This is a genomic window from Paraburkholderia sp. 35.1, from assembly GCF_050436525.1.
Taxonomy (GTDB): domain Bacteria; phylum Pseudomonadota; class Gammaproteobacteria; order Burkholderiales; family Burkholderiaceae; genus Paraburkholderia; species Paraburkholderia tuberum.
In genome coordinates this window covers 1,058,087-1,075,228 of the sequence record NZ_JBNDMJ010000001.1, presented here as the reverse complement: position 1 = coordinate 1,075,228, position 17,142 = coordinate 1,058,087, and the positions used below count along the sequence as shown (strand labels likewise).

General features: G+C 64.0%; 14 protein-coding genes and 1 pseudogene. 10 read left to right on the top strand and 5 right to left on the bottom strand.

The window, feature by feature from the left end:
• The first annotated feature begins 19 nt into the window (after positions 1–19).
• The 7 genes from OKW27_RS05175 (at position 20) to OKW27_RS05145 (ending at position 9,734) form a co-directional block, all read left to right on the top strand.
• Positions 20–1,108, top strand: a complete 1,089-nt coding sequence (locus OKW27_RS05175; protein ID WP_429332751.1) for a tartrate dehydrogenase — start codon at positions 20–22, stop codon at positions 1,106–1,108.
• Between the two features lie 83 nt (positions 1,109–1,191).
• Positions 1,192–2,670 carry an NAD-dependent succinate-semialdehyde dehydrogenase gene (locus OKW27_RS05170; RefSeq protein ID WP_429332750.1) on the top strand — a complete coding sequence of 493 codons (1,479 nt, stop codon included), beginning with the start codon at positions 1,192–1,194 and terminating at the stop codon, positions 2,668–2,670.
• Positions 2,671–2,672: 2 nt separating this feature from the next.
• Positions 2,673–3,665, top strand: a complete 993-nt coding sequence (locus OKW27_RS05165) for a M14 family metallopeptidase (RefSeq protein WP_429332749.1) — start codon at positions 2,673–2,675, stop codon at positions 3,663–3,665.
• Positions 3,662–4,006, top strand: a complete 345-nt coding sequence (locus tag OKW27_RS05160) for a cupin domain-containing protein (RefSeq protein WP_018422376.1) — start codon at positions 3,662–3,664, stop codon at positions 4,004–4,006. Before OKW27_RS05165 ends, OKW27_RS05160 begins: the two co-directional genes overlap by 4 nt.
• A 52-nt stretch (positions 4,007–4,058) precedes the next feature.
• Positions 4,059–5,387 carry an NAD(P)/FAD-dependent oxidoreductase gene (locus tag OKW27_RS05155; RefSeq protein WP_429332748.1) on the top strand — a complete coding sequence of 443 codons (1,329 nt, stop codon included), beginning with the start codon at positions 4,059–4,061 and terminating at the stop codon, positions 5,385–5,387.
• A 385-nt stretch (positions 5,388–5,772) separates the two neighbouring features.
• On the top strand, positions 5,773–6,906 hold the full coding sequence (locus OKW27_RS05150; RefSeq protein ID WP_429332747.1) for a substrate-binding domain-containing protein: 1,134 nt from the start codon (positions 5,773–5,775) through the stop codon (positions 6,904–6,906).
• Complete coding sequence (locus tag OKW27_RS05145; RefSeq protein ID WP_429332746.1) at positions 6,903–9,734, top strand: ATP-binding protein; 2,832 nt, start codon at positions 6,903–6,905, stop codon at positions 9,732–9,734. The genes OKW27_RS05150 and OKW27_RS05145 overlap by 4 nt, the downstream gene beginning before the upstream one ends.
• Before the next feature lie 39 nt (positions 9,735–9,773).
• Here the strand turns inward: OKW27_RS05145 and OKW27_RS05140 are convergent, their stop codons facing one another.
• The 3 genes from OKW27_RS05140 to OKW27_RS05130 all read right to left on the bottom strand — a co-directional run bounded on the left by OKW27_RS05140 (position 9,774) and on the right by OKW27_RS05130 (position 12,601).
• The gene (locus tag OKW27_RS05140; protein WP_090811083.1) at positions 9,774–10,406 is read right to left on the bottom strand and encodes a response regulator; all 633 of its coding nucleotides are present in this window, start codon (positions 10,404–10,406) and stop codon (positions 9,774–9,776) included.
• The gene (locus tag OKW27_RS05135) at positions 10,403–12,028 is read right to left on the bottom strand and encodes a response regulator (RefSeq protein ID WP_090811081.1); all 1,626 of its coding nucleotides are present in this window, start codon (positions 12,026–12,028) and stop codon (positions 10,403–10,405) included. Before OKW27_RS05135 ends, OKW27_RS05140 begins: the two co-directional genes overlap by 4 nt.
• A gap of 255 nt (positions 12,029–12,283) precedes the next feature.
• Positions 12,284–12,601, bottom strand: a complete 318-nt coding sequence (locus OKW27_RS05130; protein WP_429332745.1) for a hypothetical protein — start codon at positions 12,599–12,601, stop codon at positions 12,284–12,286.
• Between the two features lie 310 nt (positions 12,602–12,911).
• On the opposite strand from OKW27_RS05130, the gene OKW27_RS05125 reads away from it, so the two are divergent.
• Genes OKW27_RS05125 through OKW27_RS05115 form a run of 3 tightly spaced genes read left to right on the top strand, consistent with a single transcriptional unit; the run spans position 12,912 to position 13,708 of the window.
• Positions 12,912–13,157 (top strand): hypothetical protein, encoded by a 246-nt coding sequence (locus OKW27_RS05125; protein WP_090811078.1) that lies wholly within the window; start codon positions 12,912–12,914, stop codon positions 13,155–13,157.
• A gap of 26 nt (positions 13,158–13,183) precedes the next feature.
• Positions 13,184–13,393, top strand: coding sequence for a hypothetical protein (locus OKW27_RS05120; RefSeq protein ID WP_090811076.1), 210 nt, complete (start codon positions 13,184–13,186; stop codon positions 13,391–13,393).
• Positions 13,394–13,432: 39 nt separating this feature from the next.
• Complete coding sequence (locus tag OKW27_RS05115; protein ID WP_262420048.1) at positions 13,433–13,708, top strand: hypothetical protein; 276 nt, start codon at positions 13,433–13,435, stop codon at positions 13,706–13,708.
• 75 nt (positions 13,709–13,783) lie between these two features.
• Here the strand turns inward: OKW27_RS05115 and OKW27_RS05110 are convergent.
• Positions 13,784–13,986: pseudogene (locus tag OKW27_RS05110) on the bottom strand (NUDIX hydrolase); the annotation flags it as partial.
• A gap of 206 nt (positions 13,987–14,192) precedes the next feature.
• Positions 14,193–16,625, bottom strand: a complete 2,433-nt coding sequence (locus tag OKW27_RS05105; RefSeq protein WP_429332744.1) for a WD40 repeat domain-containing protein — start codon at positions 16,623–16,625, stop codon at positions 14,193–14,195.
• Between the last annotated feature and the right edge of the window lie 517 nt (positions 16,626–17,142).

Here is a 17,142-nt window from a genome sequence, read left to right as displayed (position 1 = left end):
ACGGCAAGGAGAGAGATGTATGACCCGCAAATACCGCATTGCCGTGATTCCCGGCGACGGCATCGGCACCGAAGTGATGCCCGAAGGCCTGCGCGTGCTGGACGCCGCATGCAAACGCTTCGACATCGGCATCGACTACCGCCATATCGAATGGGCGTCGTGCGACTACTACGCGCAACACGGCCAGATGATGCCCGAGAACTGGAAGGCGCAACTGCAGGACTGCGATGCGATTCTGTTCGGCGCGGTCGGCTGGCCCGACAAGGTGCCCGACCATATTTCGCTGTGGGGCTCGCTCCTGAAGTTCCGCCGCGAATTCGACCAGTACGTGAACCTGCGCCCCGCGCGGCTGTTCGAAGGCGTGCCCTGCCCGCTCGCTAACCGCAAGCCGGGCGATATCGACTTCATGATCGTGCGCGAAAACACCGAAGGCGAGTATTCGTCGGTGGGCGGCACGATGTTCGAGGGCACCGAGCGCGAAGTCGTGATGCAGCAGTCGATCTTCACGCGCCACGGCACCGAGCGCGTGATGAAGTTCGCGTTCGACCTTGCACAGCGTCGAGCGAAGAAACTCACGGTTGCAACGAAGAGCAACGGTATCGCGATCAGCATGCCGTGGTGGGACGCCCGCGCCGATGAAATGGCCGCCCGCTACCCGGATGTGAAGATGGACCGTCAGCACATCGACATCCTGTGCGCGCGCTTCGTGCTGAACCCGGATCGCTTCGACGTGGTGGTCGCATCGAACCTGTTCGGCGACATCCTTTCCGATCTCGGGCCGGCGTGCACGGGGACGATCGGCATCGCGCCGTCGGGCAACCTGAATCCCGATCGGCGCTTTCCGTCGCTGTTCGAGCCGGTGCATGGCTCGGCGCCCGACATCGCCGGCAAGGGCATTGCCAATCCGGTCGCGATGATCTGGTCGGCCGCGATGATGCTCGACTTTCTCGGCCACGGCGCGGGTGTCGAGCGCGATGCGCACGACACCATCGTCGCCGCGATCACGCGGGTACTGAAGGAAGGCCCGCGCACGGGCGACCTGGGCGGCAGCGCATCGACCACGGAGGTCGGCGCGGCGATCGCGGCTCGGGTCGCCAAACCGTCCTGATCACTCACAGAGCAGGCTGCACTGACTGCCCGGCGCGCGTCGGGCGCTCTGCCGTCGCATGCCAACCGGCACGGAGACCTCATATGAGCACGAATCTCGAACAACAGGCCCGCGCGCTGATCCGCACGGAGAACTTCATCAACGGCGAGTGGGTCGCCGCCGCGAGCGGTCGGCGTTTCGCGGTCACTGATCCGGCGACCGGCAAGCTGATCGAGGAAGTTGCCGACAGCGGCCCCAGCGACGCGCGAGCGGCCACGGACGCCGCCGCTAAAGCGCTGCCCGCGTGGCGCGCGAGGCTGGCCAGCGAACGCGCGGCGGTACTGCACCGCTGGCACGCGTTGATCGTCGCGAATCGCGACGCCCTCGGTGCGTTGATCTCACTCGAACAAGGCAAGCCGCTCGCCGAAGGACGCGCCGAGGTGAACTATGGCGCGTCGTACGTCGCGTGGTTCGCCGACGAAGCCACCCGCATTTACGGCGACCTGATTCCGCAGCAGCAGCGCGGCAAACGGATGAGCGCGGTCAAGGAACCGATCGGGGTCGTCGCGGCCATCACGCCCTGGAATTTTCCGCTTGCAATGATCGCGCGCAAGATCGCACCCGCGCTCGCGGCGGGCTGCACGGTGGTCGCGAAACCCGCGGAAGACACGCCGCTCACCGCGATCGCACTGGTGATGCTGGCGCACGAGGCGGGCGTACCGAACGGCGTGCTCAACCTGATCTCGGCTTCGCGCGCGGCGGCGGCCGAGACGGTCGGCGACTGGCTCGCCGACAGCCGTGTCCGCAAGATCACGTTCACCGGATCGACACCCGTCGGCAAGCATCTCGCGCGCGAATCGGCGGGCACGCTGAAGAAGCTCTCGCTGGAGCTCGGCGGCAATGCGCCGTTCATCGTATTCGACGACGCCGACCTCGATGCCGCGGTCAATGGCCTGCTGGCCGCGAAATTCCGCAATGGCGGGCAGACCTGCGTGTGTCCGAACCGCGTCTTCGTGCAGCGCGGCGTATACGAACGTTTCTCCGCGCTGCTAAGCGCGAAAGTGGCCGAACTGCGGGTCGGACCCGCCAGCGACCCCGCCTCGCAGATCGGGCCCATGATCAATGAGCGCGCTGTGGACAAGATCGCTCGTCATGTCGAGGACGCGCTCGAGAACGGCGCGCTCGTGTTGACGGGCGGACGACGGCTCACCGAGCTGGGACCGCACTACTACGCGCCCACGGTGCTGGGTAACGCCACGTCGTCGATGGTGTTGTGCGGCGAGGAAACCTTCGGCCCGCTCGTGCCGCTGTTCCCATTCGACAGCGAGCAGGAAGCGGTGCAGGCCGCCAACGACACGCCGTTCGGGCTCGCCTCGTACTTCTACAGCGAGAACATGCGCCGTATCGAGCGTGTCTCGCGCGCGCTGGAAGCTGGCATCGTCGGTATCAACGAAGGCGCGCTCGCTTCAGAAGCGGCGCCGTTCGGCGGTGTGAAGGAATCCGGCTACGGTCGCGAAGGATCGAAGTATGGTCTCGATGACTATCTGTCGATCAAGTATCTGTGTCAGGGAGGTCTGGAGTAAACATGGAAGCCTATCCTATCGAAGTCGAATTTCCGGACCTCTCGGCGCACGCCGACGGCAATACCGGCATTGCATACGTGCACTCGTTCGACTCCGGCCAAGCCGGGCCGCACGTAATGATCAATGCGCTCACGCATGGCAACGAAGTGTGCGGCGCGATCACCGTCGACGCGTTGTTGCGCAGCGGCCTGCGCCCGCGCCGCGGCAAGCTCACGCTGTCGTTCGCGAACGTCGCCGCGTATGCGCGGTTCGATCCCGCGACACCAGACAAAGCGCGTTTCGTCGATCAGGACTTCAACCGCGTCTGGACCGCCGCGAAGCTCGACGATCTGGCGACCCGCTCGTCGGAACTCGATCGTGCGCGCGCGATGCGGCCGGTGATCGACACGGTGGATCTGCTGCTCGACCTGCATTCGATGCATGAAAAAAGCGCGCCGCTGATCGTCGCAGGGCCGCTGCACAAGGGGGCCGAACTGGCCGAGCGGCTCGGCACGCCCGCCACCGTGATTCAGGACGAAGGCCATCCCGAAGGCCGCCGGATGCGCGACTACGAGGGTTTCGGCGACGACACGAGTCCGAAGAATGCCCTGTTGATCGAATGCGGCCAGCACTGGGAAGCCAACGCGGTGACGGTTGCGCGCGACTGCACCGCGCGCTTTCTGTTGCTGTCGGGCATCGTCGACGCAGCCGACCTGCCGCCCGGCTGGATCGCGCCATTGCCCGACGAAATGCGCATCGTGCGCGTGACCGAACCGGTCGTCGCAAAGAGCATGGATTTCCGTTTCGCGGGTCCTTACACCGGCCTCGAGACGTTCGACAAGGCCGGCACCGTGATCGCATGGTCCGACGGTCAGCCGGTCTCGACTCCGTACGATGACTGCATGCTGGTGATGCCCTCGCTGCGCCAGTTGCGCGCCGGTGTCACCGTGGTCCGGCTAGGCCGGATCGAACGACGTATCGACCTCCGCTCACGACAACAGGAAACAGCGCAATGAAAGTTCAGCAGATCAGGCAAGCCGCGGAAGTCTCCGCACTGGAGGATTGGGGAACCGCGGGCCTGCCCGGTACCGAACCGTCGCGCGTATCGGGACGCCAGTACGTCATTCCCGGTCACGAAGCAATCGATACCGGCGTGTTCGAGTGCTCGCCCGGCACCTATCGGCGCTCCGTCAAGCAGGCGGAGGTGATGCATTTCATCAAGGGCAGCGGCACCTTCACGCCCGACGGAGAAGACACGGTCCGCTTCGCCGCCGGCGACACGCTATTTTTCCAAGCCAACACGGAAGGACTCTGGAACATCGATGAAACGCTGCGGAAGATCTATGTGATCTTCTGACAGCGTACGCACCCGGTATCCGGCTGCTCATGTCAATCATGGTTGCTCAAACATGCTAAGAATCGACGAAGTCCCGAATAGCGAGGGGTTCCCCGATCGCTGCGACGTAGCCGTGATCGGCGGCGGCATTATCGGCGTCAGCACCGCTTACGAGCTGGCACGGCGCGGCGTATCGGTCGTGCTGCTCGAAAAGGGCATCATTGGCGCGGAGCAGTCGGGGCGTAACTGGGGTTGGGTGCGTCAGCAGAACCGCGACCTTTACGAGTTGCCGCTCGCGATGCAGAGCCTGAAGCGTTGGGGCGAGTTGAGCGACGAACTTGGTGAGGACATCGGTTTTCGGCGCAGCGGCATTCTGTGCGGAAGCGAGCAGTCTGCCGATGTCGCCCAGTGGGAGGCATGGCTCGGCAAGGCGCGCGCGCTCGGCTTCGACAGTCAGCTGCTGTCGGCTCGAGAACTGGCCGCGCGCGTTCCGCATAGTCGGGCAAAGTGGGCGGGTGGCGTGTGGTCGCATTCCGATGGACGCGCGGAGCCGTCGCGAGCAGCGCCCGCCATCGCAAGAGGCGCGCAACGACTCGGCGCGCGCGTGCATCAGACCTGTGCGGTTCGCGGACTCGATAGCAGCGCGGGTCGAATCTCCGGCGTATGGACCGAGCGCGGCCGGATTGGCGCGAGCAGCGTCGTGCTGGCCGGCGGCGCGTGGAGCGCCCTGTTCTGCCGGCACCATGGGATCGATCTGCCGGCGGTCAATGTGATCGGCACCGCGCTGCGCACGGCGGAAGCGCCGGCCGTGATAGACGGGTGCTTCTCCGGCCCGAACTTCGCGATGCGGCGGCGGCTGGACGGCGGCTACACGATCGCGGTGCCAGGCTATGGACGCATGGAGATCGCGCCACAGAACCTGCGGCACGCGGTCAAGTTTCGCCAGATGTTCCGCAGCAAACTCAACAAGAAGCTCAAATTCCGGATCGCGCAACCTTTCTTCGGCGGCCCCGAAGGAAGTGCGGACTGGCGCCACGACGACATCTCTCCGTTCGAGGTGACGCGGGTTCTCAATCCTGCGCCCGATGCCGAGTGGCCGACCCGTGCACTGCAAAACGTTGCGACGGTCTTTCCCGAACTGTCGGGATTGCGTATCGCTCATGCGTGGGCTGGCGCGATCGACACGATGCCCGATCTGGTGCCGGTGATGTCACGCGTGGAGAGCAACCCGGGCCTTGTGATCGCTTCGGGGTTCAGCGGTCATGGATTCGGGCTGGGACCGGGAGCCGGCATGCTGGTTAGCCGCATCGTGACGGACGACGCGACTGGGATCGAGACACAGCCATATCGATTGACGCGCTTTAGCGATGGCACCCGGCTGGCGAAACCCGAGATGATGTAACGCCTGACGTCGCCCCGCGAAATCTCATGTTCCCGGCCCGATCGCGGGAAGATGCAGTTTCGACCGTTTCACCGCCATTCCTCAACCCCGGATAAGGCGAAGCGGCTTCCGTGCCAAACGACACTGCCAGTCGTTATGCTGTCGTACCTGCTTGCAGTCGAGAAACTCTAAGGCTTGCGATCGATGAACGATTGATCGCGCAATCGTGGCAAACACTGACCATCAGACCATTGCAGTTGAGTGCCGACCACGCTTGATCCAATCTGCGCCAGCGCATGACCGATGACACGCGGGAATCGGCTTGTAATATCCTGCTAAAAAGGTCATCCGCGAGCGGCTTTGGGCAACCCCAATCGACCTCGACGGAGCCCATGGGGGGAACAGCATGAAGGGCTTCCTTCTGGCGTTGGCTTGCGCGTGTGTGCTGTCGGCCGCCGCCGCGCAGGATTTATTGCCAGGCCCTGCGCCCGGAGCCCCGCTCGCCGCGACGGACTTCCTGGCCCTGGCCAGGCGAGTGGTCGACGCCGCTTCGCGTCCCGCTGCACCCTGGAACGGGCCACGCAAGGGGCCACCCGCGCAATCTGGAAAACACATCGCGGTCGTCGCCGAGGATTTGCGCAACGGCGGCATCCTCGGTGTGGTCGATGGTGTGCTGGAGGCGGCCAAGGTGATCGGCTGGCACGTGAGGATCTTCGATTCCGCGGGTGCGGCCGACCTGCGTCTGAAGATGCTCGCGAATGCGCTGGCAAGCCACCCCGACGGTCTGATCCTCGCCGGGGGCGACGCACGCGCGCTGCTCCCCGCACTGCGGCCGTTTGCCGAGAACAACATCCCGATCGTCGGCTGGCATGTCGCGGCCCGGGCCGGACCGGTGCCCGGCACGCCCGTGGCGATGAACGTGTCGACGGATCCGCTCGAGGTCGCGCGTGTGACCGCGCTGGCGGCCATCGTGCAGTCCGGCGGGCATGCGGGCGTCGTCATCTTCACCGATTCCAATTTCCGAATTGCGCACGGCAAGGCGGATGAAATGGCTGCCGTCGTTCGCGCGTGCAGTGGCTGTACCCTGCTTGAAGTGCGCGACGTGGCGATTTCGCGCAGCCGGGAACTGGTGCCGGGGACGACCCGCGCCCTGCTCGCGCGTTACGGCCCGCGCTGGAACTGTGCGCTGGCGATCAACGACATCTACTTCGACTACGCCGCCCCGGTGTTGACTCAGGCGGGAATGCCGAACGCTGCAATGATCATGCTGTCGGCTGGCGACGGCAGCGAGTCCGCCTTCCTGCGCATCCGCACCGGCACGTTCCAGACCGGCACCGTGGCCGAACCCCTGAATCTGCACGGCTGGCAACTGGTCGACGAAATGAACCGACTTTTCGCGGGCGTCGGCGTCACGGGTTACGTGACGCCGGTGCATCTCGTGACGGCGGACAACGTCGCCGCGGACGGCGGCGATCGTCTACTCTACGACCCTGACAACGGCTATCGCGACATTTATCGTCAGATCTGGCAACGACCGTGAAACTGCCTTTCCCACAATCGCTCACCGCTCAATTTGCGCTCGTTGTTTCGTGCCTGGCCGCGCTGGTGGTCGTCGTCGGAGCCACGACGATTTACTCGTTGACCGGTTCGGCCCAATCGATCCGTCAGCTGGCCGAAGAGCGGCTCACGCGCCTCGCGGATGCGCAGGATCTGGTACAGCACACGCTGACGATCGAACGCCTCGCGTTGCAGTTGTCTCGCGACGATACGATCGATGCCGTGCGCGAGACCCATCGGCATGTGCTCGAACAGCTGGCATCGTTCGACCGCCTGGTTGACCGCCTGGCCTCCGCGAGCGCAAGCGACGACCCAGGGGTCGACGCGCTGACGCTTTACCGGTCGAGCCAACGCTTTCGCAACATCGCCAACATCGAGGCGCAGGTGCGCGAGACCGCGCTCGGCCCCCGGGGTGCGCCGGCGGATGGGCAGCGGCCGGGCGTGTCGCTGACCAGCCTGGACAAGGACCTGCGCGGCGCGGCCGAGGCTCTGGCCGTCGCGGCGCAACGGCAGTCCGATTTTTTGACGCGCGACTACCGCGAAGCAGTCCAGGATCTGGCCGTTCGCGCAGATCGCACACGCAAATGGGTAGCGGGTGGAGTCGCGGTGAGCCTGCTGCTCACCTGGCTAATCGCCCGCGAATTCCTCGGGCGCCATGTCGTGGCGCGCCTGCGCCGCGTCAGTCACTTTCTGCGGCACGGCGATGCCGGACGCACGCAAGCCGGAGTCCCCGTGCACGGCGGCGACGAGATTGCCGATATGGCGCGCGCAGTCGAGCAGTTCCTTGAAGACCGGCGCCGGCGCCGCCAGGCCGAGGATGCGTTGAAGGAGCTCAACGCCGGACTCGAGGCGCGCGTCGCACAGCGCACGGCCGAACTCAGTACGGCGCTTGCGGGTCAGGCGGCCGAGATCGCCGAACGTCAGCACGCCGAAGATGCCGTCCGGGAAAGCGAGAACTTTCTTAACAGCATCGTCGAAAACATCCCGGACGCGATCTTCGTCAAGGAGGCCGCGACCTTGCGCTTCGTGCGCTGCAACAAGGCGGCGGAGCAACTTCTCGGCTACCGGCGCGAGGAGCTCCTCGGCCGGTCCGTCCACGATCTGTTTCCCGCGGAGGAGGCTGAATTCTTCGCGCTCAAGGATCGGGCCGTGCTGGAGTCGCATCACATGATCGACATACAGGAAGAGCCGGTTCATACGCGACATGGCGTGCGTCTGGTGCACACGATGAAGATCCCGATCGCCGATGTGCGCGGCGTGCCGCAGTTCCTGCTCGGCATCTCACGCGACATCACGGAGCACAAGCATGCCGAAGCGGAATTGCGGCGCTATCGCGAGCACCTCGAAGACATGATCCGCGAACGGACAGCGGAACTCGCCGTGGCCAAGGAACATGCAGATACGGCCAACCAGGCAAAAAGCGATTTTCTCGCGCACATGAGCCACGAACTGCGTACGCCGCTGAACGCGATTCTTGGTTACGCTCAGATCCTCACACGCGACACGACTCTCGATCAACAACAGATCGACGGACTCGCGGTCATCCAGCGCAGCGGCGAACACCTGCTGACGCTCATCGACGACATCCTGGATATAGCCAAGATCGAAGCTGGAAGAATGGAACTCAATCTTTCCGACGTTCCGCTCGAACAGTTCGTCTGCTTTGTCGCCGAGACGATGCGGGTCAAGGCAACGGAAAAGGGACTCGCCTTCGATTGCGACATGCCGCCCGATCTGCCCGCGGCTGTCCGGGTGGACGAAATACGGCTGCGTCAGGCGCTGCTCAACCTGCTTTCCAATGCGATCAGATTTACCGAGCAGGGGAGCGTGCATCTGAGCGTCGCTTTTACGCCGCCCGCGCGACTATGTTTCAAAGTGCAGGACACCGGCATTGGGATAGATGAAGGGCGCCTGGAGGAAATCTTCAGGCCTTTCGAGCAAGTGAGCGACGACCGGCATCGCTTTGGCGGCACGGGGCTCGGGCTCGCCATCAGCCGGCAACTCGTACGCCTGATGGGCGGCGAGATCCATATCGAGAGTCGCCGCGATATTGGCAGCGTCTTCTCGATCGAACTGGATGTCCAGGTGGTGGCGCCCCCGGCGGCTGTCGCCGCGTCCGGACGGATCGTGAGCGGCTACAAGGGGCCGCGCAAGGCTATCCTGGTCGCGGATGACGTGGCGGAGAACCGTGCCGTGATGGTCGATATGCTGGGTCCGCTCGGATTCGACATGGCGGAGGCTGGCAACGGATCCGAAGCTCTGGAGAAAGCCCGCACCCTGCATCCTGCGCTGGTCCTGATGGATGTGGTCATGCCCGGGATGGACGGGCTCGAAGCCACGCGTTGCCTGCGCCAGATGCCCGAGTTCCGGGATCTGCCCATCGTCGCAGTCTCCGCAAGCGCCTCGGGGACCGATGCGGCGCACAGTCTCGCGGCCGGCGCAAACGCTTTTCTTGCCAAACCGATCGAATTCGGCCGGCTATTGTCCCATGTCGCGTCGCTCATGAATGTCGAGTGGATCGACGAAGCGAGCAAGGCGCAAGTCACTGGCGCGGACCACACGGCTGTACCCGCTGCCGCTCCTTTTACCGCGCCCTTGATGGCACCGCCGCAGGGGGAGATCGAAGCGCTGCACTACCTGGCGCGACTCGGCGACATGCGTGCCATCGTGCAACACGCCCAACACTTGAGCGAGCTCGACGAGCGCTATCGACCCTTCGCGGACCACCTTTGCCGGTTGGCGAAGGCTTACCGGTCCAAGGCGATCCTCAGCTTCGTCGAGCAATATCTGGAAAGGAGGCTACCGCGGTGATTCGCGCCTCAGAACCTGCACCGCATCATCCTTCGTTTTCTACTCGACGATCATTCCGTGCCGGATCGCGTACCGGATCACCTCAGCGTTGTTGGAAAGCCCGAGTTTCTGCATCAACCGCATCTTGTGTGTACTGATCGTTTTCGCGCTGAGGGCACATGCCTGGGCAATTTCATTGATGCTCCTGCCTGCCGCGAGCATCTGCAGGACCTGGAATTCGCGGTCCGACAGTACTTCATGCGGCGGGACGTCGCCGCGCTGTGTATCGAACACCATCGCATCGACGAGCTTCGGATCGATGAAACGGCCGCCGTCCGCGAGCTTGCGGATTGCCGCGAGCAGCACCTCCGGGTCACTGTCCTTGGTCAGATATCCCGTTGCTCCCGCGCGCAGCGCGCGCGACGCGACCTGAGCCTCGTCGTGAATGCTCAGCACCAGCACCGGCAACGAAGGATGTTCCGCCCGTACCCTGCGGATCAGAGCGACGCCGCTGATGCCGGGCATCGTCATGTCGAGCAATAGAAGATCGAGCGCGCACGAGCGCAGCTTGTCGATCACTTCCGCTCCTTGCGCCGCTTCCGCCGCAACGACGATATCGCTCGTGGTCGCGATGATCTGTCTGAGTCCGCCACGGACTATCGCATGATCGTCCGCAATGAGTATCCTGATCATGTTCGAGCTCCGCCATCGAGCGGAATATGAATCGAAACCATGGTGCCCGCGCCCGGCGAGCTGTCGATCGAAAGCGATCCGCCGATCAGCCGCGCGCGCTCGTTCATGCCGAGCAGGCCATATGAATAGTTGCGACTCACCACTTGCTGATCGAAGCCGCATCCGTCGTCACGCACCTGCAGCAAGAGCTGTGAAGCCGTCGAAACAAGCGTCACCTCGACACGTGTGGCGGCGGCATGACGCGCGACGTTTGTCAGCGAAGCCTGGGCAATGCGGAACAGGGCCGTCGCATGGGCGTCGGACAGCGCGGGTTCGCCGCCTTCGATGCGCAATTCACACGCAATCGCATTGCGGCGGTTGAACTCGTCGACAAGCCATTCGAGCGCAGACACGATGCCGAAGTTAAGCGCCGCGGGCCGCAGGTGGCTCGCGACATTGCGCACCATCGAGATCGTGCCTTCGACCAGTTGGCGCATATCGTCGGCTTTTTTTGTCGCTTCCGCGTCGTGCGCGATGCGCATTTTGAGCAGAGACACGTCCATCTTGAGCGCGGTCAGCAATTGCCCCAGCTCGTCGTGAATTTCCATCGCAATGCGCTTTCTCTCCTCCTCGCGTATCGCCTCCATGTACGCGGACAGTTCGCGCTGCTGCTCGCGCGATTCGACGAGTTCCTGTTCCATCTGCTTGCGCCCCGTAATGTCATTCAGGCCCACATAGATCGCGGGAGAATCGTCGTAAGTCGCGGCGCGCGCCGTCGCCATCGCCCAGAACCGGGTACCGTCCTGGCGCCGGAACTGTATCTCCGTGTTGCGCAAGCCACCCTTGGTCCGCAGATGTTCGATCAGACGCTCGCGCTCGCCCCGCTCGGCGTAGAAATCCGCGATATTGGCGGACAAGCCTTCGTCCATGCCGAAGAGTTCGCGCAGCGGCGGGTTCGTGTACAGGATGTGCCCATCCGGCATCGAGGTGATGCATAGCGGCACGGGACTCGTTTCGACAATCGCGCGAAAGCGAGCCTCGCTTGCCTGCAGGCGCGCGTCCGCGCGCCGCCGCTCGTCGATCTGCGCCCGCAAGTTGGCGTTGGCGCGCGCCAGCTCTTCGGTGCGCAATGCGACACGTCGCTCCAGATCGTCGCGCGCTTGCGATAGCGCGGCCTCCGTTTCCTTGCGCACGGCGACTTCCGCCAGCAGTTGCCGGTTCTGCGCGAGAACCTGCTTGTGCATCACCCGCAGCTCGACGTGCACGCCAACGCGCGCGACCATCTCATCGACGCGCAATGGCTTGGTCACATAATCGACACCGCCCACCAGAAAGCCTTCGACGCGGTCCTCGTTGTCCATCAGCGAGGTCATGAATATGACGGCGATATCGCGCGTGCGCTCATCGCGCTTGAGGCGCCGACAGGTCTCGAAGCCGTCGATGCCCGGCATCTTCACGTCGAGCAGGATCACATCGGGCTGCGAGAAGGCTGCGCGCTCCAACGCTTCGATACCGTCGAGCGCCACCAGCACGCGAATGCCGCGCGCCTCGAGACTGTCGACAACCACGCCAAGATTCCCCGGCGTATCGTCGACGATCAGAATCGTGCCCGTATACGCGACCGGAGCGGCGAGATGGCTCATGATGCGGTGTTCCCTTCGAGATACCGCTCAGCGGGTTGCAGGATTCCGCTCCACCATGCGTCGAAAATGTCGAGCGCCATATATCCCCGCGAGTGCCGCCGTTGTGGTCGTCCTATTCTGCACTCGATGCCGGCGCCTGGTCCATCACGCCCGCTCCGGGTTTCAAACGTCCGATGAAACGGCGCGCCCCCTGGCCTCACAGCCGCCGCATGCGTGCCTGTAAGCAGTTGCGCGCCTGGCCGGCGTTGCCGTTCGCTAGTGCGACACCTCGCCCGCCACCGCGATCAGTCGGACCGTGCGCGGCAAGGTCAGTTCGTCGATGAGGTCGGCCACCTCGCACAGCGCGCGAAAGTCATACTCGTCGATCTGGTCCACGTGATTGCGCCGCAACTCGCGCATGGTTTCGCCCAGGCGCCTGAGCGCGTTGGTCGTGCTGTCTATCAACGGCCAGCAGTGCATCAAATACGCAAGCGATGTCACGCTGCGCGTCTCGCACCAGGTGTCGAACAGTCGCAGACATATCACGTCGATTTGCTCGATGACGTTTTCCCGTTCCGATAGATAGCCGATCATGTTGCATCAATTCGACATTGCATTTCGATGGCTCATCATCTACGAGCAGAAAGTGTGTCGCATTCAGCGCAGGCTGGAAAATCAGGGTGTGACTTCCTGATTCGCGTGTCAGGAAATCCTTAGTGTCATTCATGGCGAAAGCCCCCGCAGATGGGCAAGGACCCTTAAATGCCGTTCTACATGCTGCTCCGGTTCAGGAAGTCCTGACGGCTGAAACCAGTGATTCCTGAAACGACATTCCGGCCGGCGCCGATTGGACGCACGCACCGATCGCCATAGCATCGAATCATCGTGCATCGCGGGGAAAATCATGGCGGGCAACAGATCGCTGCGTTCTCAGGTCGAAAAACTCGTTGGCCCGACGGGGGGCCGAGGGGCGCGCGTGCGTCTGCTGAACCGCTCGCGCTCGGGTGAAACATGCCGGGTTTGCATTCAAATCGATCTGCCGACCGGGGCGTTTTCACTCTTCTTCTTTCGCCATGCCGACGGCGCATGGCACGTGTTTCCGCCGGGCCAGCGCCGTCCGGAAATGGGGATAGGCCGCATGGCGGCCTGAACGTTCAGCCAGCCGGGGAAACGCACATGCACGACGATGCTTCGAACACACTGCCGCAGGACGTGATAGAGCTGCGCGCTTGGCTCAACGACTGGTACGACCATGCATTCGCCGTAGGCTACGTCCATCCGCCCTTCACGCTCGATGAAGCGACAGCCGACCGGCTCGAAGGCTACTTCAAGGCGGGCCTGACGCCGGCCGAAGGCGCAATTTTGTTCTTTGGCGTCGTGCATTGAGAGGCGAGCGATGAAGGCGAAAGACGGTGAAGTCAATCAATGAAACATCACATTGTCGGGCGTTATCGCGGATTCGTCATCGAAGCGCACATGGAGCCGCGGACGGCCCGTTTGTCCGTTGGAATCGCGCTGACCTATCGCGTCACGTGGTCGTTGCGTAGAAGGACACGAAAACAGCACGTCACCGGTGACTTAGCCGATGTCGTTACCTACGAGTCGGAAAGTGTTGCTCTCACGTGCGTCGACCGCAAGGCTCGCGCTCTTATCGATGCCATGCTGGCGAATCAGGAAGCGTTAAAAACCGTGGGGCTGTAACCCTGATGCCTGGAAGGCCCGCGCCTCGCGCAGCGTCACGCGGACTCGAACGGTCATGCAAGAAAAACGGCTCGACTAGCCGCGGACATCCCTGCCGAGATACGCAGCGACCGCGCCTGTCACGGCGAAGCCAGGCAATTGCTCCGGCGACGCCAGATGCGCGGCGACGATCTCGCGATTATCGAGCCGCAGTTCGGGTCCCGGATACTGCCGCCCGGAAACCCCCATTCGGCGCGGTACGACGACTTCAGCAGCAACAGCGACTGACCGACGTAGATTGGGCGGATTCAACCGGTCGATGCAACGCAATGAACGCCGGATGAGCGGCTCTCGGTGCAGAGGAAAACATGAGCGGACCTACGAGTAGGCGATGGACCTGCTCATGGCCGCGGACTTCGATGTGAGAGCTAGTCAGGAAGATTGGAAAGCAATTGGTCGCGCTGGCCAAACGTATCGTTGCAGCTCGCTCCGACCGGTCGGCGAGTTACGATCCACATACGTTTTCGCCCCGGCGCCCGCGTACGAGAGAAAGGGCAGCTTCATCATCGGTTGTGAGCAGGTTTGCTCCCACGAGCCTTTCCCTACACACGGCTTTAGCCAGGCTCTGACCTCGCTTCTGCATGAGCCATCGGATAGGCCACACCCGCGCGGTCTGATCCGCGGACGCAGTTACCACCCGCTGGCCGTCCGGGCTGAAGGTGGCGGAGAAAACCGGTCCCTGATGTCCGGTGAGCTTCGCGATCACCTCGCCGGTCGCCGCGTCCCACACCCGCGCGGTCCCGTCCGCGGACGCGGTCACCACGCGCTGGCCGTCCGGGCTGAAGGCAGCGGAGAAAACCGGTCCCTGATGTCCGGTGAGCTTTGCGATCACCTCGCCGGTCGCCGCGTCCCACACCCGCGCGGTCCCGTCCGCGGACGCGGTCACCACGCGCTGGCCGTCCGGGCTGAAGGCGGCAGAGAAAACCGGTCCCTCATGCCCACCGAGCTGGGCGATCTGTTTGCCGGTGGCCGCGTCCCACACCCGCGCGGTCCTATCCGCGGACGCGGTCACCGCGCGCCGACCGTCCGGGCTGAAGGCGGCGGAATAAACCAGATCCTGGTGCCCGCTGAGCTGCGCGATCTGTTTGCCCGTGCTCGCGTCCCACACCCGCGCGGTCCCGTCCCGGGACGCGGTCACCACCCGCTGGCCGTCCGGGCTGTAGGCGACGGAATCAACCGGGCCCTGATGACCGCTGAGGAGCAAGATCTGTTTGCCGGTGGCCGCGTCCCACACCCGCGCGGTCCCATCCCACGACACGGTCACCAACCGCTGGCGGTCCGGGCTGAAGGCGGCGGAATCAACCGGGCCCTGATGACCGCTGAGGAGCAAGATCTGTTTGCCGGTGGCCGCGTCCCACACCCGCGCGGTCCCATCCGCGGACGCGGTCACCGCGCGCCGACCGTCCGGGCTGAAGGCGGCGGAATAAACCAGATCCTGGTGCCCGCTGAGCTGCGCGATCTGTTTGCCGGTGGCCGCGTCCCACACCCGCGCGGTCCGATCACGGGACGCGGTCACCACCCGCTGGCCGTCCGGGCTGAAGGCGGCGGAAATAACTGACCCTTGATGCCCTCTGAGCAGCAAGATGCCCATCGCCGCGTCCCATGCGCGCGCGGTCCTGTCACGGGACGCAGTCACCACCCGCTGACCGTCCGGGCTGAAGGCGGCGGAATTCACCGGCCCCTCGTGTCCGGTGAGCTGCACGATCACCTGGCCGGTCGCCACATCCCACACCCGCGCGGTCTTGTCATCGGACACGGTCACCACGCGCTGGCCGTCCGGGCTGAAGGCGGCGGCGCTCACCGGTCCGCGATGCCCAGTGAGCTGCACGATCGCCTGGCCGGTCGCCGCGTTCCACACCCGCGCGGTGTTGTCATCGGACGCTGTCGCCACGCGCTGGCCGTCCGGGCTGAAGGCGGCGGAGAAAACCGGTCCACGATGCCCTCTGAGCTGCGCGATGACCTGGCCGGTCGACGCATCCCACACCCGTGCGGTCTTGTCATCGGACGCGGTCACCACGCGCCGGCCGTCCGGGCTGAAGACCGCGGAGCTTACCGGTTCCCGATGCCCGGTGAGCTGTGCGATCACGTGCCCGGTCGCCGCATTCCACACCCGCGCTGTCCTGTCCGCGGACGCGGTCACCACGCGCCGGCCGTCCGGGCTGAAGGCGGCGGAGAAAACCGGTTTCAGATGCCCGCTGAGCTGCGCAATCTGTTTGCCCGTAGCCGCGTCCCACACCCGCGCGGTCCTGTCCGCGGACGCAGTCACCACGCGCCGGCCGTGCGGGCTGAAGGCGGCGGAATAAACCAGATCCTGATGCCCGCTGAGCTGCGCAATCTGTTTGCCCGTAGCCGCGTCCCATACCCGCGCGGTCCTGTCCGCGGACGCAGTCACCACCCGCTGGCCGTCCGGGCTGAAGGCGGCAGAATAGACAAGATTCTGATGGCCACTGAGCTGCGCAATCTGTTTACCCGTGGCCAGGTCCCACACCCGCGCTGTCCCATCCCAGGACGCGGTCACCACCCGCTTACCGTCCGGGCTGAAGACGGCGGAATCAACCGCATTCTGATGGCCGCCGAGCAACGCAATCTGCACTGATGCTTGCGCGCCACGCATAAGCTCAAGCTCTGCTTCTGCCGATCCCGGCGAGAGCCAACCGTTGCCCATCGCCAGCATCGCGAAGCGCATTGCGCGGTCATAATTTCCCGCGTCGTTCGCCGTTGTCGCGGCCGACGCCAACGCCAGGGAAGTCTGGCGTGCGACCGTCCGAGTCTGGTGAATGATCCACCCGGCAGTCACAACTAGAATGAATACGATTGCGCCAATCAGTACCTGGATGCGTCGCTGCGCGCCCTGTCCGTGCCCGCTCTTCGTTGACATGGGCTTGATCCTCAACGATTTGTTGCAACTGCGACTCGCGCTCCGCGCGTGCCACCTCGTTGCGCCCGCAGCAAGTCCATCGATAGGTAAGGTCGTCCGCGCCCAGCCGAAAGCAATTCGCACATGTCCAATTCGCAAAGAAATCGCTGGCCCGCACCGTCGCCCAGACGTCTGGGGGCTCCCGGTCGCATCGTCTCACGCCACACCACGCACTCGATTCCAGGAAACAGCACATCAGTGCGCACCAGTGTCCGCTGACAGGGGGGCGGATTCAACCGGTCGATGCAATAGTTCGATGAAATCGTTCAGCCGGTGTTTCGTAATCCAGGGTCTTCCTTGGGCGCTCGTTCCGCCTTGCAGGAGACGTCACTGATGAAATTGCTAAATGATCGCGTTAAACCATATGTTCGGTATCGCGCATGTTTCAGGTCCGGGTAAAGCACACTTCCGAGACAGCGAACGTCTATGATCACCGCAACCCAAAGAGGAGAAGCCTCGCGAAGCGAAACGCGTCGTA